Raw genomic sequence first — 18,760 nt, forward strand, 5'->3', positions numbered from 1 at the left:
CACCCAATATCGGACTAAGTGAGAGGTCTGACGCCGTGTTCTGGAAGCGGAAGCCGAAGAAGCAGGACGGCCCGGAGGCCACCGATTCCGCTGCGGAGGCCGCGGTGGACGACAAGGAGGAGGCCGCCGGGGCCGAGGAGGCGGTGAAGGCCGAGGACACCTCCGAGGACGGGGCCGCGGTGAAGGCCGGCGAGGCCGACCCGGAGGCGCAGGACGAGGGCGGCGAAGCCGCGTCCGACTCCGAGGAGCCCTCCGGGAGGGCCGAGGGCGACTCCGCCGACGAGGACGCCGACACCGAGGACACCGACACCGACTCCGAGGCCTCCGCGGACGAGGACGACGAGGCCGGGGCCTCCACCGACGTCTTCGCGGACGACACCGAGGAGGTCGGCGTCACCGGCCCCGACTCCGAGGGCATCACCCGGGTCCGCGCCGCCGGCACCTTCGAGTTCGACGACGAGAAGTTCGAGTACGTCGGCAACACCTGGATCGTTCGGGCCGACGACGACGGCGTCATCGTCATCGACCCGGGCCCCGACGCCGAGGCGGTCCTGGAGGCCGTGGGCGAGCGCGACGTCTACCTCGTGGCCTGCACCAACGCCTACGCCCCGCACATCGAGTCCGCGGTGAAGATCGCCGAGGAGACCGAGGCCCCGGTCGCCCTGCACCCCCGCGAGATGCGCCTGTGGCGCCGTCAGCACGGCGCCGAGCACCGCCCGGACTACGAGGTGGAGGGCGGCGGGTCCATGACCATCGGCGACCTCCAGATCGACGTCGTGGCCCTGCCCGGCACCTCCCCGGGCTCCGTCGGCTACTCCATCAGCCAGCTCGGCGTCGTCTTCTCCGGCGACACCCTGCGCAAGGGCGAGCCCGGCACGGTGGGCAACACCTACATCGACTACACGACCCAGCTCGCCTCCATCGGCGAGTCCCTGCTGTCGCTGCCGCCGGACACCCGCATCCTGCCCGACCGCGGCCCGGCCACCACCGTCGCCGCCGAGAGCAAGAACTTCGACACCTGGGTCTGACCCGGGCACCGGTGCGCCCCGGCCCCCGCCAGGGGACCGGGGCGCACCCGTGTGCGGTCAGCGGCGGCCGACCGACTCCACCTCGTTCCAGAACGCGGTGAACACGGCGGCCGTGGTCTCGGGCGCCTCCACGTTGGGGGAGTGGCCCGCGCCGGGTACCACGATCCTCCTGGCCTCCATCCTCTTGGCCATGTCCTCCTGGACGGCCGGGTCCCAGGCGTCGTCGTTCTCGCCGTAGACCACCAGGGAGGGCAGCCGCAGCGCGGCCAGCTCCTCCACCCGGTCGTCGGCCCCGAGCAGGTCCTCGGCGCAGCGCAGCAGGCCCAGGGGGCTGCTCTGCACCATCCGGTCGCGGAGGAAGGAGCGCACGCCCGAGTCGGGGGTGCGCAGGTGGGCCTCGGCGTCGAACCGCTCCTCCCACAGCTCCTCCAGGCGCTCCCGGGAGGGGTCCGTGGACAGCGCGGCGATGAGGGCGCGGGTGCGCATCGCCCCCTGGCCCTGGAGCGCGGCGGGGCCGCTGCACAGCAGCGTCAGCGACGCGAGGTCGGCCATCCCGCACAGCGCGGTCTCGCGCACCACCAGGCCGCCGAAGGAGTGCCCCACCAGGTGGACGGGCATCCGCCCGCCGACCTGCTCGACCACCTCGGCCACGACCTCGCCCAGCGAGGACAGCCGGTAGTCCGGGCGCTGCACGCCCGGCGGCGGCGTGAGGGTCTCCGGACCCGGCGACCCGTAGGTTCCGGGGAGGTCGATCGCGACCACCTCCCGACCGGCCTGGGCCAGGGTCTGGAGGATCGCGATGAAGTCCTCCTTGCTGCCGGTGTAGCCGTGCACGAGCACGGCGGGAGCCAGCGCGGGACTCCCGGATACCGGCAGCGCCCGCAGCGCCGCCACGGGGCCGTAGGAAAGGTCGAGGTCGACCCGCCGCACGCCCGGCGGAAGGTCGAGGAACTTAGGTGTACTCACGTCCGGCCACCCTAGACGATGGCGGCCCGGTCCGGTGCGGACCGGAACCGTGATCTCCCACGCCGGCGCGGCACCGGCCGGTACCGCGCCCCGCGTGCGCCGCGGTCCCGGGGACCGCGGCCGTACTGTCGTGTCCGTGCCCTTCGCCCGCCGCGGCCGGGTGCCCGGCGCCGTCAGGGGACGGCCCGCGGGACCCCGCCTCCCGCCGGGGTCCCGGCGGTCGTACGGCGCTGCTCGGAGCGGGTCAGGTGTTCTCGGGGTCGCGGCGCACGGCCGAGCCCCCGCGGGTGCGGCGGCGACGGCGGACCTGGCGGGTGCCCTCGCCCCCCTCGCCCTTGTCGGCCGCCGGGGCCGCCGGAGCGGCCGGGGCCTCCACGCGCTTCTCGGCGGCGGGGGCCTCGGCGACCGCCGCCACGCTCTCTCCGCCGCGGGTGCGGCGGCGCGAGCGCCCGCCCCGGCCGCTGCTGCGGCGGCGGCCCTCGGCGCGCTCACCGTCGCCCGGACGGTCGCGGTCGCGGCCACCGCGGCCGCGCTGGGCCCGGGGGCCGCCGGTGTCACCGATGTCCTCGATCTCCTCGGCCTCCAGACCGGCGTGCTCGGCGCGCTTGTCGGCGGCCAGCCGGCCCTTGGTGCCCTCGGGGATGCCCAGTGCCTCGAAGAAGTGCTTCGAGGTGGAGTAGGTCTCCTCCGGCTCGTTGAACGGCAGGTCCAGCGCGGCGTTGATGAGCTTCCACCGCGGCATCTCCTGCCAGTCCACGAACGTGACGGCGGTGCCGGTGCGCCCGGCCCGGCCGGTGCGGCCGATCCGGTGCGTGTAGGTCTTCTCGTCCTCGGGGGTCTCGTAGTTGACGACGTGCGTGACGTCGTCCACGTCGAGCCCGCGGGCGGCCACGTCGGTGGCGACCAGGATGTTGATCTTGCCGTTGCGGAAGGCGCGCAGCGCCCGCTCGCGCTGGCTCTGGCCCAGGTCGCCGTGGACGGCCGCGACCGCGAAGCCGCGGTCCTTCAGCTCGCCCGCGACCCGGTCGCAGGCCCGCTTGGTCTGGCAGAAGACCATGCTCTGCCCGTGGTCCTCCGACTGCAGGAGCCGGGCCAGCATCTCGATCTTGTCCATCTGGTGCGTGCGGAACGCGTGCTGGGCGATCCGGCTGGTGATCGCCGAGCCGTCGATCTCGTTGTCGTCGCCGGCCCGCACGTGCGTGGGCTGCCGCAGGTACTTGCGGGACAGGGAGACGATCTCGCTCGGCATGGTCGCCGAGAAGAGCATGACCTGGCGCTCGGCCGGGATCTTGGTGAGGATCCGCTCGATGTCCGGCAGGAAGCCGAGGTCGAGCATCTTGTCGGCCTCGTCCAGGACGACCGCCGAGACCCGGTCCAGCCGCAGGTGCTTCTGGTTCTCCAGGTCGAGCAGGCGGCCCGGGGTGCCGACGACGACGTCGACGCCCTCCTTGAGGCCGTTGATCTGCGGCTCGTAGGAGCGGCCGCCGTAGACGGTCAGGATGCGGGCACCGCTGCGCTTGCCCGCGGTGGACAGGTCGGCGGCGACCTGGATCGCCAGCTCGCGGGTGGGGACCACGATCAGGGCCCGGGGGCGCTTGGACTCCCCGGGGGACTCCTGGGAGCGCTGGAGCAGGGGGATGCCGAAGGCCAGCGTCTTGCCGGTACCGGTCCGGGCCTGTCCGATGATGTCGCTGCCGCCGAGGGCGATCGGCAGGGCCAGCTCCTGGATGGGGAAGGGCTCGACGATCCCCTCGGCCTCCAGGGCGTCGGCGATCTCGGTGCTCACACCGAGGTCGCGGAAGGTGATGCGGGGCTGTTGTGTTCCGTCTGTGATGCTCAGGGCTCAGGCCTCCATCTTGGCGGTACACGAAGGACGTGTCCGCGTCGGGATGCGGTCGCGGGCGGCCTCGGGGGCCGTCGCGGTAGGCGCGGCTCGCCGTCCGTTCCGTTCGGAACGTGCGGCGGCGCTGCCGTCGAATCCGTGGCCCGGGGGCTCCCGGCCGGAAATCGGATTCATCCGCTCGGCGCGCTCCCGTTTCTCCTTCGGGGGCCCGCCGTGGGTCGTCGGGTTCGTCCGCGCGGTCGTCGGCCGCCCTCGGTCGGGCGGCCGGATCGCGCGGCGGGGCGCGGTGTCCGGGGACACCGCTGCGTGCGGGGACGTCCCCGCGGGTGTGAGAAGGGGTCCGTGTCGGTCCGCACACGCAGGTCGTCACGGAGAGTCTAGCCGGTGCCCCGCCCGGCGGACGTGGCCGTTCTCCGAAGCGGGACGGCATGGACCTACCCGTTCCCAGCTGGTGCAACCGTGTCGTTCGGACGTTTAGTCCCCGGTTCGGTGTGAGAACGGCCGGGCGATACCCTGGCGCCCATGACCAAAGGCCCCTCTGTGAACCCCGGTGTGATCGACCTCCTCGGCCTGCTGGCCTACGCCGAGCTGGGTTCCTTCTTCCGACTCGCCGGTGACGCGGTCCTGGCCCCCACCCTGCGCGGCAAGGGCCGCCTGGCGGCGCTGGCCGCCACGGAGCAGGCCCACTACCAGGTGCTCCGCGACCGCCTGGAGGAACTGGGGGTCGACCCGGAGGAGGCGATGGCCCCGTTCGTGGAGCCGCTGGACGCCTGGCACGAGCGCACGGAGCCCAAGACCTGGCTGGAGAGCCTGGTCAAGACCTACGTCGCGGACGGCATCGCGGGCGACTTCTACCGCCGGGTCGCCGAGCTGGCCGACGACGAGACCCGCATCCTGGTCGAGGGGGTGCTCGCCGAGACCGGCCGCGCCGAGTTCGTCGCCGAGACCGTGCGCGAGGCCCTGGCCGAGGACCCGGTGCTGGCGGGGCGGCTGTCGCTGTGGGCGCGCCGCCTGGTCGGCGAGGCACTCGGCCAGGCCCAGTCCGTGGCCGTGCAGCGGCCCCGCCTGGCGGCCCTGCTCGCCGAGGGCGCCGACCGGCCGCGGACGGAGGAGGGCGACGCCACCGGCCTGGGCGACCTGGCCGCGGTGAGCCGCATGTTCGCCTCCCTCACCGACCGGCACGCCGGCCGGCTGGAGTCCATGGGCCTGAGCGCCTGAGCGCCTGAGGGCTGAGGGCCCGCCCGGCGGTCCCGGACCGACGGGCCCCGGGCCCCGCGGGACCCGTTCCGGTCCGCGCGGACGCCGCCGGTACCCACCGGGGCGCGATCCGATTCCCGTCCGTGCCGGTTCTTGACCCGCTCTTGGGGACACTCTGGTCAAGAGCGGGTAATTTCCAACACTTTCGTGACGACCGGTTGGGGCGCGCACGTAAACTCGATGAAGTTTCCCGTGTCTCGACCACCCCTGAGTAGGTACTTCCATGCCCCGTGGGACCTCAGTGCGCCACCCGCTGGCCGGACTCACCCGTGACTTCCACCGGATCGGCCCCCTGGACGGTCCGCTCGACCCCTGGATGTGCGCTGAGCTGGACCAGCACGCCGCGCAGGTGTGCGACGGGATCGCCGCCTCCGGCGGCGAGGTGAGCGCCCGGACCCTGGGCACCTACCTGCACGGGTTCCTCGACGGCTGCCTCGAGCGGGGCTGGGATTCCGAGGCCGTCGAATACGACTGGGAGACCCTCCGCATCCTCGCGATCTGCCGCCTGGCCAAGGAGCGCGGTTTCGTCCGCTAGGTTGTTGCCATCCGCAGGCACCGATGTGACCGACGACGCGCTGTCCCCACGGTCACCCGCCCTGCCCGTTCACCGGCGAAAATCCCTTCACGGGCCTAGGCTGGGAACACCGGCGACCCCGCGGCGGCCGGACAGGCGCCCCGACGGACCGGGCGCGGCACTGCGGAATGCAACGTGGGATGCACGGCGTTATGCGGGTCCGGAACGGACCGGACACCGTGACTTGGCGGAGCGGCCCGCAGGAGCCGCGAGAAAGGAATGCGAATGAGGAGCGGTCGGCACGGGGCGGCGCGCCCACCGGTCGGCGTCCTGATCCAGCAGGATCGCGTCGACTTCGCGCTTTTCGCACTGATCTTCGTCGTCGCGTTGGCCTCCATGGTCTTCAGCGGGCCGGGCAGCGTGGTCTTCTGGCTGGCACTGCTGCCGCTGGTCTCCGCCGTGGTCCTGGCGTTCCGGCGGATCGAGCACCTGTCGCGCCTGGAGCTGCGGGACTCGGAGTTCCTGTAGGCCGGGCCGCGGGCGACGGCACGCGACAGCGGGAGGGCGGGGCCGACGGCCCCGCCCTCCCTTGTTCTCCTGCGTCTTGTACCTCTTCGATTCCGTCCCCCCTTCTCCTCGGCTGCGCGTCTGTGCGCCCGTACCCGTCAGGCGCCGCCCTCGGGCCGCTCGCGCATGCCCGTGCTCGCCCCCGCGGTGCGGGTGCCCTCGGCTCCGGGCGGCGGAGCGGTCGCGGGCCGGTCCATGGCGGCCTGTCGGCCCGCCTCGTAGCTGCTCCGCGAGGACAGCCGGCCCGTCTCCTCCTCGGCCCGCTCCAGCCAGCCCTCCCAGCGCTGCTGCATCGGCCGGATCAGGCCGCCGCCGACGCCCACCACGATGACGCCGCCCACGGTGGCCAGCACGGCGACCAGCACCGGCGTGGTCACGGTGGTGGCGATGCCCATCTGGTTGAGCGCCGCGATGACACCGAGGGCCAGGATGGCCACGGCCGCGATGTTCGCCAGCAGGCGGCCGTACGAGAGGCCGCCCAGGGCACCGGTGATGAGGTCCCGGACCGCCTTGGCGATCATCGCCGTCACCACCACGATGACGAGCGCGACGATGCCGCGCGGCATCCAGGCGATGACCTCGTTCAGGAGCGTGCTCACCGGGTTCGGTCCGAAGACGTTGAACGCGAGTGTGAACACGAACAGCAGCGCGACGTAGTAGACGATCTTGCCGCACAGTTCGCTGGCGCTCCAGCGGCTGCGCTCGAAGTACTCGCCCACCCCGCCGCGGTGGAGGGCGCGGTCCAGTCCGACTCCGTGCAGAGCCTTGCCGACACCCTTGCCCACGAACCAGGCGATGATCCAGCCCAGTACGAGGATGACCAGGAAGCCGGCCAGCAGCGGCACGAAACTCGCCACCGCCTGCCAGGCAGTGGTCAGACCCTGACCCACATCCATGACGTCTTCACCCCCAAGTCGCTCGCCCCGTTCGGTCGTACCGAATGGTCGCCGTTCGGAACCGGCGAAGAGAAGCGCGGTGCCCCTCAACCCGGCGATACCCGGAGGGCCCGTTTCGAATCATTAATGGCGGCAGGCCGCAGGGAATTGCCTTTTCTTTGTATTTCCTTTTCTGAAAGGCGGGTGACAGGGCCGTTCCGGGGAGGGGACAATGCGCCCCGCCGCCGCGCGTACGGGAGGGGCCCCGGGCTCCGGGTCGAACCGACCCGGAGCCCGGGGCCCCTCGTGCACGACAGGCGGGTCAGGCCTCCCGGCCGCCCTGCTCCTCGCCGCCGCGGTGCAGGTCCCAGCCGCTGATGCCGCGCCAGGCCAGGCGGGCCACCAGCAGCTCGGCGGCGTCCTTGGGCACCGAGCCCTGGCTGTTGATCCAGTAGCGGGCGCTGGTCTCGGCCATGCCGACCAGGCCTATGCTCAGCAGGTGCGCCTCCTCGTCGGAGATGCTCGTGTCCTGCCGGATCACGTCGCCGATGAGTTCGGCGCAGCGCTGGAACGTCTGCTCGCTCTTCTCGCGCACCGCCGGGAGGTTGCGCAGATCCGATTCGAAGACCAGGCGGAAGGCCTCGCCGTCGCCGGCCACGAAGTCGAAATACGCGCGGAAACTCGCGATGACCCGCTGGCGGTTGTCGTCGGTGCTCTCCAGCGCCTCGCGCTGCTTCTCGACGAGCGCCTCGGAGTGCTCTTCCAGGAGGGCGAGATACAGCTCCAGCTTCCCGGGGAAGTGCTGGTAGAGGACCGGCTTGCTCACTCCCGCGCGCTCGGCGATCTCGTCCATCGCGGCCGCGTGGTAACCGCGGGCGACGAAGATCTCCTGCGCCGCGGCGAGGAGCTGTCGGCGGCGCCTGACCCGGGGCAGACGGGTGCCCCGGGAGCGGGCGTCTGAAGGAGCTGTCACACCCACACCCTCCGAACTCGGCATGGCAGATGCACGCCATCATCGGACATCTGCGTGGCTGGCGCCGTCGCGCGCGTCCCCGGCTCAGGGTGCGCTCCACGGCTTTCCCGCCATCTTACTCCTGCGTAAGTTACCTGTGACATAGGCGTTCGTCCTCTCGGACGGGACGGGGCGGCCGGGGCGCGGGGTCAGCGCCGCTCGTCGTCCTCGTCCCCGGCCCCGCGCAGCTGCTCCACCACGTCGGCCTCGTCGGCCTCCGGGAGCTCCCCGCCCTCGGCGCGCTCCAGCCAGTCCTCGTCCTCCGTGTCGGTCGCGGGCAGCCGCTGCTCGGCGGCGTCGGCCTCGGGGACCTCGGCGGCGGGGTCCTCCCCGGGTGCGGGGCGTGTCCTCGGGTCTTCGGTCACGGGTGCCTCCCATGTCTGCGGACTCACCGCCGACCCTACCCGCCGCCGCGGTGCGGGCAAGGGAGGCGGCGGGAATGAATCGGCGGGTCAGTGCGGTTGCCGCCCCCGGGGGCGCGGTCCCGCCGGTGGGCGGTCCGGGTGTGCCCACCGACACCGCCCCGGGGGTGGGAATGGAAAACCCCACCCGTTAGGTTGGGTATAAGAGCAAGCACGCTTCGCGCCCCGCGGCCCCCGCGCCCGTGGTCCTCCTGCTCCGGGCGGTGCGAAGCATCACGAACAGACATGAGGAGTCACCGTGTCGCTGCCGCCGCTGGTGGAACCAGCTGACGAGCTGACCGTGGACGAGGTGCGCCGCTATTCGCGACACCTGATCATCCCCGACGTGGGCATGGACGGGCAGAAGCGCCTGAAGAACGCCAAGGTGCTCGTCGTCGGCGCGGGCGGGCTGGGTTCCCCGGCGCTGCTCTACCTCGCCGCCGCGGGTGTGGGCACGCTCGGCATCATCGACTTCGACGTCGTGGACGAGTCCAACCTCCAGCGCCAGATCATCCACGGCCAGAGCGACGTGGGCCGCCCCAAGGCCGAGTCGGCCCGCGACAGCATCAAGGAGGTGAACCCCGATGTGAAGGTCATCCTCCACCAGGACCGCCTGGACTCCGACAACGCGCTGGAGATCTTCGCGGGCTACGACCTGATCCTCGACGGCACCGACAACTTCGCGACCCGCTACCTGGTCAACGACGCCGCCGTCATCCTCAACAAGCCGTACGTGTGGGGTTCCATCTACCGCTTCGACGGCCAGGTCAGCGTCTTCTGGAACGAGTACGGGCCCCAGTACCGCGACCTGTACCCCGAGCCCCCGCCGCCCGGCATGGTCCCCTCCTGCGCCGAGGGCGGCGTCCTGGGCGTGCTCTGCGCCTCCATCGGGTCCGTCATGGTGAACGAGGCCATCAAGCTGATCACCGGCATCGGTGACCCGCTGGTGGGCCGCCTGCTCATCTTCGACGCCCTGGAGATGACCTGGCGCGAGGTCAAGGTCCGCAAGGACCCCGACACCGAGCCGGTCACCGAGCTCATCGACTACGAGGCCTTCTGCGGCGTCGTCTCCGAGGAGGCCACCGAGGCCGCGGCCGGGTCGACGATCACCGCGGGCGAGCTCAAGGACCTCCTCGACAACAAGCCCGACGACATCTTCCTCGTGGACGTCCGCGAGAAGAACGAGTACGAGATCGTCAGCATCCCGGGCGCCACGCTCATCCCCAAGGGCGAGTTCCTCAACGGCAAGGCCTTCGAGAAGCTGCCCCAGGACAAGCGCGTGGTCCTGCACTGCAAGTCGGGCGTGCGCTCGGCCGAGGCGCTGGCCGCGGTCAAGGCCGCGGGCTTCGCCGACGCGGTGCACGTCGGCGGCGGCGTCCTGGCCTGGGTCAACCAGGTCGACCCCAGCCTCCCGTCGTACTAGCGCGGACGGCCGACGGCCGCAGCCCCTCCTCGGACGGCGCCGGGATCCCCCGGCGCCGTCCGCCGTATCCGGAGCCCGGATGGGTAGAAGACCTCCCAGGGGCCGTCTGCCGAGCGTCGGGGCGGCCCGCCGCAGGGAGGTGGCACCATGCGTGAGAAGGGACGCCGGGCCGACTGGGTGGCGATCGCCGCCGGTCTGGCGCTGGGACTGAGCTTCATCTGGCACGGGATGTACGGCTTCAGCGGGGGCGCGCTGTTCGTACTCGGACTGGGCGTCATCATGGCGGCCGTCATCTCGCTCACCCGACCCGGCGCGATCTTCGGGGAGGTCGCGGTGCTGGCGATCGGCGTGCTCGTGTTCGCGATGCCGTGGCTGCTGGGCTACACCCACCTGCCCCTGGCCGCGTGGACCGCGTGGATCATCGGCGGCGGCATCGCCGTGCTGGGCGCCTACGGCCTGCTCCAGGCCAGGAAGGCACGGCGCCGCGATCCCGACTCCGCCTGGAGCGCGCACGTGAACGAGGTCCCGACCTGACCCCGGCGGACCATCCGGGGGCCGGTGCCGCACGGCACCGGCCCCTCTCCCTTCCGCACGTGGTCCCCGCACCGCGCTGTTCCCGTCCGTGGTCCTGCGCACCGCGCTGTTCCCGTCCGCGGTCCCCGCTAGGGTGTGGCCGTGTTCACCGATGAGGACGGCGGCCCCGACGAGTACGCCGACGAGGTCCTGGCCGTGGTCGAGCGGATCCCGCCGGGACGGGTCATGTCCTACGGCGACATCGCCGAGTACGTCGGCCGGGGCGGACCCCGCCAGGTCGGCGCCGTGATGTCCTCCTGGGGCGGCGGCGTGCCCTGGTGGCGGGTGGTCCGCGCGGACGGCAGGCCCGCCTCCGGCCACGAGGTGAGAGCCTTGTCGCACTACGCCGCGGAGGCCACCCCGATGCGCCCCGGAAGTGACCGCGTGGACATGCGCAACGCCCGATGGGACGGGGAAAGCGGAGGCTGAGGGCACCCCGGGGGCTCCCCGCGCCGTCCGGGACGGTCGGCACCCTCTGGTGAACTGGTGGGGTGAACACATCCCCGTACCGTCTCGTGCGGCGCCCCCACCGGGTGCAGCCGCCGCCGGTGCTGGACGAGAACCAACGCAAGGTCGTCGACCACGAGGGCGGCCCCCTCCTGGTGCTCGCCGGTCCCGGCACCGGAAAGACCACCACCATCGTCGAGGCCGTCGTCGACCGCATCGACAACCGGGGGGTGGACCCCTCCCGCGTCCTGGTCCTCACCTTCGGCCGCAAGGCCGCCCAGGAGCTGCGCGAGCGCATCACCGGGCGGCTGCGCCGCACCACCCGCGAGCCCCTCGCCATGACCTTCCACGGCTACGCCTACGCGCTCATCCGCCGCGAGTTCCAGCGCATGGGCGACCGGCCGCCCCGGCTGCTGTCCGGGCCCGAGCAGCTCATGGAGGTGCGCGAACTCCTGCACTGGGAGGCCGAGGAGGGCGGCCTCGCCTGGCCCGAGCGGCTGCGCCCGGCCCTGGAGACCCGCGGGTTCGCCGAGGAGCTGCGCGACTTCCTCATGCGCGCCGAGGAGCGCGGCCTGGGCCCCGAGGCCCTGGCCCGGCTGGGCCGCGAGCGCGGCCGCGACGACTGGGAGGCCGCCGCCGGCTTCCTGGCCCGGATGAACGGCCGGTTCGACATCGCCCCCGTGCCCACCCTCAACTACGCCGAGCTGGTGCGGATCGCCGCCGGCCTGCTCTCCGACCCGCAGGTGCAGGAGCGCGAGCGCGCCGCCAACGAGGTCGTGTTCGTCGACGAGTACCAGGACACCGACCCCGCCCAGGAGGAACTCCTCCGGGCGCTGGCCGGCGACGGCCGCGACCTCGTCGCCGTCGGCGACCCCGACCAGTCCATCTACGCGTTCCGCGGCGCCGAGGTGCGCGGCATCCTGGAGTTCCCCGACCGCTTCCGCACGGTCCGCCGCACGCCCGCGCCGGTGGTGGCGCTGCGCACGGGCCGCCGCAGCGGCGCCGCCCTGCTCGCCGCCTCCCGGTCCGTCACCCGGCGCCTGCCCGCCGTCGCCTCCGCGCCCGGCCACGTCAACGAGCACCGCGCCCTGGTCCCCGCCGACGGGCTGCCCCCCGGCAGCGTGCGGCTGCTCATGGCCGAGAGCCCCACCCAGGAGGCGGCGGTCATCGCCGACACCCTGCGCCGCGCCCACCTGGTGGACAAAGTCCCCTGGTCGGACATGGCGATCCTGGTGCGCTCGGCCACCCGCCAGCTGCCGGTGCTGCGCCGCGCCCTGGTCGCCGCCTCGGTGCCGGTCGCCGTCGGCGCCGACGAGCTGCCGGTGGCCGCCGAGCCCATCGTGCGGCCGCTGCTGTCCCTCATCCGCTTCGGGCTGCGCCCCGGCGAACTCGACGACGAGGCCGCCCGCGACCTGCTCACCGGCCCCTTCGGCGACGCGGACGCCATCGGCCTGCGCCGCCTCACCCGCGCGCTGCGCCGCCTGGACCTGGACCGGGCAGCCGCCGAACGCGAGAGCGGCGACGGCGAGGGCGCCTACCGGCCCGCCTCCCTGCTGCTGGTGGAGGCCCTGCGTCAGCCCGCCGACCTGGCCCTGGTCGACCCCGAGGTGGCAGCACCCGCCCTGCGCATCGCCACCGCGCTGGCCGCCGTCCGCGACCTCGACGCCCGCGGCGCCGACGCCGAGCAGGTCCTGTGGCGGCTGTGGCGCGACAGCGGCCTGGCCGACCGGCTGCTGCGCGCCAGCCTCGCCGGGGGCCGCCGCGGCGCCGCCGCCGACCGCGACCTCGACGCCGTGGTCGCCCTGTTCGAGAGCGCCGCCCGCTACTGCGACCGGCTGCCCCCCGGCACCCCGGAGGGGTTCCTCGCCGACCTGGCCGCCCAGGAGATCCCCGGCGACAGCCTCGCCGAGCGCGCCCCCGAGGGCGAGTCCGTGCGCATCCTCACCGCCCACCGCTCCAAGGGCCTGGAGTGGGGGCTGGTGGTGGTCGCCGGGGTCCAGGAGGGTGACTGGCCCGACCTGCGCCTGCGCGGCTCCCTGCTGGGCGTCGAGGAGCTGGTGGACGCCGACGTGCACTCCGCCGACTCCTCCGGCGCCGCACTGGCCTCCAAGCTGCTCGCCGAGGAGCGCCGCCTGTTCTACGTCGCCCTCACCCGCGCCCGGCACACCCTCGTGGTCACCGCCGTGGGCGGCGACGACGCCGAGCAGCGGCCCTCCCGCTTCCTCGCCGAGATGGGCGTGGGCGACCCCGAGCCCGTCGGCACCGGCGTGCGCTGGCTGTCCCTGCCGTCCCTGGTCGCCGACCTGCGCTCGGTGGTCACCGACCGCACCGCGCCCGGGGCGCTGCGCGACGCCGCCGCCGTCCACCTGGCCCGCCTGGCCGAGGAGGGGGTGCGCGGGGCCGACCCCGCCGAGTGGTACGCCCTCACCCCGTTCTCCGACGACCGGCCCCTGGCCGACGAGGGCGACACCATCCGGGTCTCGCCCTCCCAGGTGGAGAGCTTCACCAACTGCCAGCTGCGCTGGCTGCTGGAGCGGGCCGCCGGGGCGTCCTCCGGAGACTCGGCGTCCGCGCTGGGCACCGTCGTGCACGCCGTCGCCGTCCTGGTCGCCCAGGGCACCCCGCCGCAGGACATCGCCCGGCGGATGGACGAGATCTGGGCCGACCTCGACTTCGGCGGCCCCTGGCAGGCCGACAAACAGCGCGAACGCGCCGACACGATGGTCCGCAAACTCCTCACCTGGGACGCCGCAACGAACGCGAGCTCATGGTCACCGAGGAGGGGTTCAAGGTCGAGGTCGGCGGCATCGAGATCACCGGCCGGGTCGACCGGCTCGAACGCGACGCGGAGGGCCGCGCCGTGGTCGTCGACATCAAGACCGGCGCCGCCAAGGCCGAGGACCTGGACCGCCACCCCCAGCTCGGCGTCTACCAGATGGCCGTGCTCAAGGGCGCGTTCGCCGAACTCGGCCTCGCACAGCCGGGCGGGGCGATGCTCGTCCAGCTCGGCGAGAAGCTCAAGAACGCCCGGGAGCAGGTCCAGCGCCCCCTCGGCGAGGACCCCGACCCCCACTGGGCGCAGGACCTCGTCACCGAGGTCGCCGTCGGTATGGGCGGCTCCCGGTTCACCGCCACCCGCAACAAGGGATGCAGGTCGTGCGCCGTGCGCGCCTGCTGCCCGGTCCAAGACGAGGGCAGACATGTCTGAAGGCCACCCCCGCTCCACCCCCGCAGCACACCCCCGGTCCACCCCGGCAGCGCACCCCCGGTTCACCCCGGCGGAACTCGCCCGCCTCCTGGGACAGCCCGAACCCACCGCCGAGCAGTCCGAGGTGATCTCCGCCCCCCTCGAACCCGGTGTGGTCATCGCCGGCGCGGGCTCGGGCAAGAGCGAGACCATGGCCTCCCGTGTGGTGTGGCTCGTCGCCAACGGGTACGTGCGTCCCGAGCAGGTCCTGGGGCTCACCTTCACCCGCAAGGCCACCGCCGAGCTCGCCGAACGCGTGCGCAGGCGGCTGGACCAGCTGCGCGACAGGCTCGGTGACGACGTTGTCGGCGGCCGGCCGGGCGAGGGGGCTGGAGGAGGCACCGGTGTGGAGGCCGGGGGAGGGGCCGGTGAGGGTGTCCTGGACGGCGAGCCCACCGTCTCCACGTACAACGCCTACGCGGGGCGCATCGTCGCCGACCACGCCCTGCGCGAGGCCGTGGAGCCCACCGCCCGACTGCTCAGCGAGGGCCAGGCCTGGCAGCTGGCCGCGCGCGTCGTCGGCGAGTACGACGGGCCCATGGACCTGATCACCGTGGGCGCGGACACCGTCATCGAACGCGTGCTGCACCTGTCCGGCGAGATCGCAGACCACCTCACCACCCCCGAACGCGTACGCGGCATCGGGCGGTGGATCCAGGCGCAGGTGGACGCACTCCCCAAGCGGCCCACCGCGGAGACGCGGGACCTGGTCGCCGCCCAGCGCCGCCGGGAGCAGCTGCTGCCCCTCGTGGAGCGCTACGCCCACGCCAAGCACAGCCGGGAGGCCATGGACTTCGGCGACCAGATGGCCCTGGCCGCCCGCATCGCCGAGAACCACCCCGAGGTGGGCCTGGTCGAGCGCAGCCGCTTCCGGGTGGTGCTCCTCGACGAGTACCAGGACACCAGCCACGCCCAGCTCGTCCTGCTGCGCTCGCTGTTCGGCGACGGCCACGCCGTGACCGCCGTCGGCGACCCCTGCCAGTCGATCTACGGCTGGCGGGGGGCGATCGCCGCCAACCTCACCCGGTTCCCCACCGACTTCCCGGCGGCCCCGGGCCGGCCCGCGGCCGTCCGCAAGCTGTCCACCAGCTTCCGCAACGGCGAGCGCATCCTGGGCGTCGCCGGGTGGATCTCCGAGGAGCTGCGCGCCGAGGCCGCCGAGGTGCCGGTCCTCTACCCCGGTCCGGCACGGCGCGGGCGCGGACGGGCCGACGTGGCCCTGTTCCGCACCGAGTCCGAGGAGGCGGCGTGGATCGCCGCCCGCATCGCCGACCTGGTCAAGGGGGTGCGCCGCGACCCGGAGACCGCCCCCGACGGGCAGCCCTGGCCCCCGGGCGAGTCCGGGAGCGCCGCCGACGGCGGCACGGCCCCCGGCGACATCGCCGTCCTGTGCCGCCGCCGCGCCCAGTTCCCGGCGCTGCGGGAGGAGCTCGAAGCGCGCGGCGTTCCCGTGGAGGTCGTGGGCCTGGGCGGGCTCATGCTCGTCCCCGAGGTCCGCGACATCATCGCGACCCTGCGGGTGGTGCACGACGCCGCGGCGGGCAACGAGCTCGCCCGCCTGCTCACCGGGCCCCGCTGGCGGTTCGGCCCCCGCGACCTCGCGGCCCTGGGCGCGCGCGCCACCGAACTGGCCCGCCACTCCCGCCGCGACCTCACCCGCGACGGGCCCGACGACCCTGGGGACGACGTACTGCGCCGCACCGTCCTGGACCTCACCGCGGAGAGCGGCAGCCTGGTGGACGCCGTGGACGACCCGGGGCCGCAGGAGAACTACTCCGAGACCGGGTACGCGCGCCTGCTGCGGCTCTCCGAGGAGCTGCGCGGCCTGCGCAAGCTCGTGGGCCAGCCGCTGCCGGACCTCATCACCGAGGTCGAACGCCTCCTGGGCCTCGACATCGAGGTGGCCGCGCGCAGCGGCCGCGACCCGCTCTCGGCCCGCGCCGACCTGGACGCGTTCGTGGACCACGCCGTCCGGTTCGTCGGCAACAGCGACGACCCGTCCCTGGGGAGCTTCCTCAGCTACCTGCGCGCCGCCGAGGAGAACGAGAGCGGACTCGCCCCCGGGGAGCGCGTCGGCGGTTCGAACAGCGTCAAGCTCATGACCATGCACGGGGCGAAGGGGCTCCAGTGGCCGGTGGTGTTCGTGCCGGGCATCAGCGGCGGGCGCAACCCGGTGTTCCCGGCGGCGCCCCGCAACGCCAAGGCCTGGGTGGCGGCCGACCACCTGCTGCCGTACCCCCTGCGCGGCGACCGCGCCAGCCTGCCCGAGCTCACCGGGGTCGACAAGCAGGGCATCGCCGCGTTCAGGGAGGCGGAGACGGCCCGCCACCTCATGGAGGAGCGCCGCCTCGCGTACGTGGCGGTCACCCGGGCGTCCTTCCGCCTCGTCTGCACGGGTCACTGGTGGGGGCGCACCGGCACCACGCCGCGCGGGCCCTCGGTCTTCCTGGAGGAGATCCGCGAGGCCTGCGAGCAGGGGGCGGGGCGGGTGATCGACTGGGCCGACCCGCCCGAGCTCGACGAGACCAACCCGCACGACGACGAGGAGGGCGAGGCGGTGTGGCCGCCCCTGCAGGGGGACCCGCAGAGCGACAGCGAGGCCACCCCGAGCACCCTCGCCCAGGTGGAGGGTGCGGTCACCCGCCGGGCGGAGATCGAGGCGGGCGCGGCCCTGGTGGAACGGGCCCGCGCGGCGCTGCGGGAGGGGAGGGCGGTGCCGCCGGACCCGAAGCGCCACGAGAAGTTGCGCCGCCGCCTCCAGGGGTGGGAGCGCGACACGGGGCTGCTCCTCGCGCACCGGGCCCGGGAGGCCGAGCGGGCCGAGGGCGGCACCGTCGCGGTGGAGCTGCCCGCCCACCTGTCGGTGTCCTCGATGGTGTGGCTGGCCCGCGACCCGTCGGGGCTGGCACGCCAGATCCGGCGGCCGCTGCCGCGGCCCCCGGCCCCGCACACCCGCCGGGGGACGGCGTTCCACACCTGGCTGGAGCGCCGCTTCGGGCCGGGTACGGCGACGCTCCTGGACGAGCTGCCGGGCGCGGCCGACGAGACCGCGGGGGAGGACGACGACCTGGCGGAGCTGCAGGAGCTCTTCGAGAAGAGCGAGTGGGGCAAGCGGATCCCGGTGGAGGTGGAGGTGCCGTTCGAGACGGTGATCGGCGACCGGCTCATCCGGGGGCGGATGGACGCGGTGTTCCACGAGCCGGGCAAGGGCTACGACGTCGTGGACTGGAAGACCGGGCGGCCCCCGCAGAACGCGGCGGAGCGCCGTGCGGTCGGGGTGCAGCTGGCGGCGTACCGGTTGGCCTGGGCGGATCTGCAGGGGGTGGAGTTGGAGGAGGTCCGGGCGGCGTTCCACTACGTGCGGGCGGATGAGACGGTCCGTCCGACGGATCTGCTGGACGCGGAGGGGCTGGCTGCTCTCATCGCGTCCGTTCCCGAACCCTGACCGGGAGGCGGGCGGGCGTGCGGGGATCGGCGGCGCGGTCAGGGGCGGGACTCCAGGAGGTGCAGGCCGACGACCCCGCCCAGGATGAGCAGCACGCAGCCGATCCGCAAGGGGCTCGCGCTCTCGCCGAACAGGGTGATGCCGGCCAGGACCACGCCGGTCGCGCCCAGGCCGACCCAGGCGGCGTAGGCGGTGCCGACGGGCAGCTCGCGCAGGGCCAGCGACAGCAGGCCGAAGCTCACGGCGGCCGCGGCGACGGTCAGGACGCTGGGCCACAGGCGGGTGAACCCCTGGGACTCCTTCATGGCGAGCGCCCATACGACCTCCAGGGCGGCGGCCGTGGCGAGCAGGGCCCAGGCCAGCGGCCCGTTCACGCGTTCGCTCCCGCGTCCACCAGGATGGACGTTCCGGTGATGCCGCGCCCGCCGGGTCCGGCCAGGTGGGCCACCGACGCGGCGACGTCCTCCGGGGAGCAGTAGCGCCCCAGGGCGGTGAGCGCACGTTCGGCGTCGGCACCGGGCCCGTCGGCCGGGTTCATGTCGGTGTCGGTCGACCCCGGGTGGACGAGGTTCACCGTGATCCCCCGCGGGCCGAGCTCGCGGGCCAGGGAGCGGGTGAACCCCAGCAGGGCGGACTTGCCGGTGGCGTACAGCACGGCCTCGGGCAGGGCCGCGCGTTCGCTCAGGTTGGTGCCGATCCCGATGATCCGGCCGCCGGGCCCCATGTGCGGGACGGCGGCCTGGGCCGCGACGAACGCGGCGCGGGCGTGGACGGCGATCGCCCGGTCGAAGTCGGCGACGGTGAACCCCTCGAACGGCCCGAACGGCGCCACCCCGGCGTTGTTGACCAGGATGTGCGGCCCGCCGAGCCGTTCGTGGACGAGGTCGACGGCCGAGCACAGCGCCTCGGGGTCGGCCGAGTCCGCGCGGACGGCGATCGCCCGCACTCCCAGGGCCCGGGCGTCCCGGACGACGGTGCGGGCCCGCTCCTCGGAGCGGGTGTGGGTGAGGGCGACGTCGGCCCCGTCCGCGGCGAGGCGGCGGACGATCGCGGCGCCGATGCCCCGGCTGCCGCCGGTGACGAGGGCGGTGCGCCCGTGGAGGGGGCGGAGGTCGTGCAGGGCCATGGAGGGCTCCCGGTTCGTGGAGGGGCGGGTCCGACA

15 protein-coding genes and 1 pseudogene are annotated in these 18,760 nt (G+C 73.8%); 9 read left to right on the top strand and 7 right to left on the bottom strand.

Annotation, left to right across the window (positions count from 1 at the left end):
• Positions 1-35: 35 nt before the first annotated feature.
• Complete coding sequence (locus tag ACSUPR_RS21100) at positions 36-1,028, top strand: MBL fold metallo-hydrolase (protein ID WP_436886431.1); 993 nt, start codon at positions 36-38, stop codon at positions 1,026-1,028.
• A gap of 57 nt (positions 1,029-1,085) precedes the next feature.
• On the opposite strand, the gene ACSUPR_RS21105 is transcribed toward ACSUPR_RS21100, so the two are convergent.
• A complete protein-coding gene (locus ACSUPR_RS21105; RefSeq protein ID WP_436886433.1) occupies positions 1,086-1,994 on the bottom strand; it encodes an alpha/beta fold hydrolase in 909 nt (302 codons plus the stop codon).
• 244 nt (positions 1,995-2,238) lie between these two features.
• Positions 2,239-3,780: a DEAD/DEAH box helicase gene (locus ACSUPR_RS21110; RefSeq protein ID WP_436886434.1), complete on the bottom strand. Its 1,542-nt coding sequence runs from the start codon at positions 3,778-3,780 to the stop codon at positions 2,239-2,241.
• A 579-nt stretch (positions 3,781-4,359) separates the two neighbouring features.
• Here ACSUPR_RS21110 and ACSUPR_RS21115 point away from each other — a divergent pair.
• From ACSUPR_RS21115 to ACSUPR_RS21125, 3 genes are all read left to right on the top strand, one after another.
• On the top strand, positions 4,360-5,055 hold the full coding sequence (locus tag ACSUPR_RS21115; protein WP_436886435.1) for a ferritin-like fold-containing protein: 696 nt from the start codon (positions 4,360-4,362) through the stop codon (positions 5,053-5,055).
• A 262-nt stretch (positions 5,056-5,317) separates the two neighbouring features.
• Positions 5,318-5,629, top strand: coding sequence for a DUF6401 family natural product biosynthesis protein (locus ACSUPR_RS21120; protein WP_436886436.1), 312 nt, complete (start codon positions 5,318-5,320; stop codon positions 5,627-5,629).
• Positions 5,630-5,893: 264 nt separating this feature from the next.
• Positions 5,894-6,136, top strand: a complete 243-nt coding sequence (locus ACSUPR_RS21125) for a hypothetical protein (protein WP_436886437.1) — start codon at positions 5,894-5,896, stop codon at positions 6,134-6,136.
• Positions 6,137-6,273: 137 nt separating this feature from the next.
• Here the strand turns inward: ACSUPR_RS21125 and ACSUPR_RS21130 are convergent, their stop codons facing one another.
• From ACSUPR_RS21130 to ACSUPR_RS21140, 3 genes are all read right to left on the bottom strand, one after another.
• Entirely contained in the window at positions 6,274-7,071 is a 798-nt protein-coding gene (locus ACSUPR_RS21130) for a mechanosensitive ion channel family protein (protein WP_436886438.1), read from the bottom strand.
• Positions 7,072-7,372: 301 nt separating this feature from the next.
• Positions 7,373-8,023: a TetR/AcrR family transcriptional regulator gene (locus tag ACSUPR_RS21135; RefSeq protein ID WP_436886439.1), complete on the bottom strand. Its 651-nt coding sequence runs from the start codon at positions 8,021-8,023 to the stop codon at positions 7,373-7,375.
• 188 nt (positions 8,024-8,211) lie between these two features.
• Positions 8,212-8,427, bottom strand: a complete 216-nt coding sequence (locus ACSUPR_RS21140; RefSeq protein ID WP_436886440.1) for a hypothetical protein — start codon at positions 8,425-8,427, stop codon at positions 8,212-8,214.
• 295 nt (positions 8,428-8,722) lie between these two features.
• Between ACSUPR_RS21140 and moeZ the strand changes: the two genes are divergently transcribed.
• From moeZ to ACSUPR_RS21165, 5 genes and pseudogenes are all read left to right on the top strand, one after another.
• Complete coding sequence (moeZ, locus tag ACSUPR_RS21145; protein WP_436886441.1) at positions 8,723-9,886, top strand: adenylyltransferase/sulfurtransferase MoeZ; 1,164 nt, start codon at positions 8,723-8,725, stop codon at positions 9,884-9,886.
• A gap of 147 nt (positions 9,887-10,033) precedes the next feature.
• Entirely contained in the window at positions 10,034-10,420 is a 387-nt protein-coding gene (locus ACSUPR_RS21150) for an SPW repeat protein (RefSeq protein ID WP_436886442.1), read from the top strand.
• A 141-nt stretch (positions 10,421-10,561) separates the two neighbouring features.
• Positions 10,562-10,888 carry an MGMT family protein gene (locus ACSUPR_RS21155; RefSeq protein WP_436886443.1) on the top strand — a complete coding sequence of 109 codons (327 nt, stop codon included), beginning with the start codon at positions 10,562-10,564 and terminating at the stop codon, positions 10,886-10,888.
• Between the two features lie 86 nt (positions 10,889-10,974).
• Positions 10,975-14,114: pseudogene (locus ACSUPR_RS21160) on the top strand (ATP-dependent helicase).
• The gene (locus ACSUPR_RS21165; RefSeq protein ID WP_436886444.1) at positions 14,107-17,598 is read left to right on the top strand and encodes an ATP-dependent helicase; all 3,492 of its coding nucleotides are present in this window, start codon (positions 14,107-14,109) and stop codon (positions 17,596-17,598) included. Before ACSUPR_RS21160 ends, ACSUPR_RS21165 begins: the two are co-directional and overlap by 8 nt.
• Before the next feature lie 38 nt (positions 17,599-17,636).
• On the opposite strand, the gene ACSUPR_RS21170 is transcribed toward ACSUPR_RS21165, so the two are convergent.
• Both ACSUPR_RS21170 and ACSUPR_RS21175 read right to left on the bottom strand, forming a co-directional pair.
• Positions 17,637-17,972, bottom strand: coding sequence for a DMT family transporter (locus ACSUPR_RS21170; RefSeq protein ID WP_436886445.1), 336 nt, complete (start codon positions 17,970-17,972; stop codon positions 17,637-17,639).
• Positions 17,969-18,724, bottom strand: coding sequence for an SDR family NAD(P)-dependent oxidoreductase (locus tag ACSUPR_RS21175; protein ID WP_436886446.1), 756 nt, complete (start codon positions 18,722-18,724; stop codon positions 17,969-17,971). The genes ACSUPR_RS21170 and ACSUPR_RS21175 overlap by 4 nt, the downstream gene beginning before the upstream one ends.
• Between the last annotated feature and the right edge of the window lie 36 nt (positions 18,725-18,760).

It is taken from the genome of Nocardiopsis dassonvillei (assembly GCF_964273065.1).
Classification (GTDB): Bacteria; Actinomycetota; Actinomycetes; order Streptosporangiales; family Streptosporangiaceae; genus Nocardiopsis; species Nocardiopsis dassonvillei_B.

Bases quoted from the DNA above. Each gene is read 5' to 3' on its own strand.
- ACSUPR_RS21115 (WP_436886435.1), top strand. From the start codon at position 4,360: ATGACCAAAGGCCCCTCTGTGAACCCCGGTGTGATCGACCTCCTCGGC.
- ACSUPR_RS21120 (WP_436886436.1), top strand. From the start codon at position 5,318: ATGCCCCGTGGGACCTCAGTGCGCCACCCGCTGGCCGGACTCACCCGT.
- ACSUPR_RS21125 (WP_436886437.1), top strand. From the start codon at position 5,894: ATGAGGAGCGGTCGGCACGGGGCGGCGCGCCCACCGGTCGGCGTCCTG.
- ACSUPR_RS21130 (WP_436886438.1), bottom strand. From the start codon at position 7,071: ATGGATGTGGGTCAGGGTCTGACCACTGCCTGGCAGGCGGTGGCGAGT.
- ACSUPR_RS21150 (WP_436886442.1), top strand. From the start codon at position 10,034: ATGCGTGAGAAGGGACGCCGGGCCGACTGGGTGGCGATCGCCGCCGGT.
- ACSUPR_RS21165 (WP_436886444.1), top strand. From the start codon at position 14,107: ATGTCTGAAGGCCACCCCCGCTCCACCCCCGCAGCACACCCCCGGTCC.
- ACSUPR_RS21175 (WP_436886446.1), bottom strand. From the start codon at position 18,724: ATGGCCCTGCACGACCTCCGCCCCCTCCACGGGCGCACCGCCCTCGTC.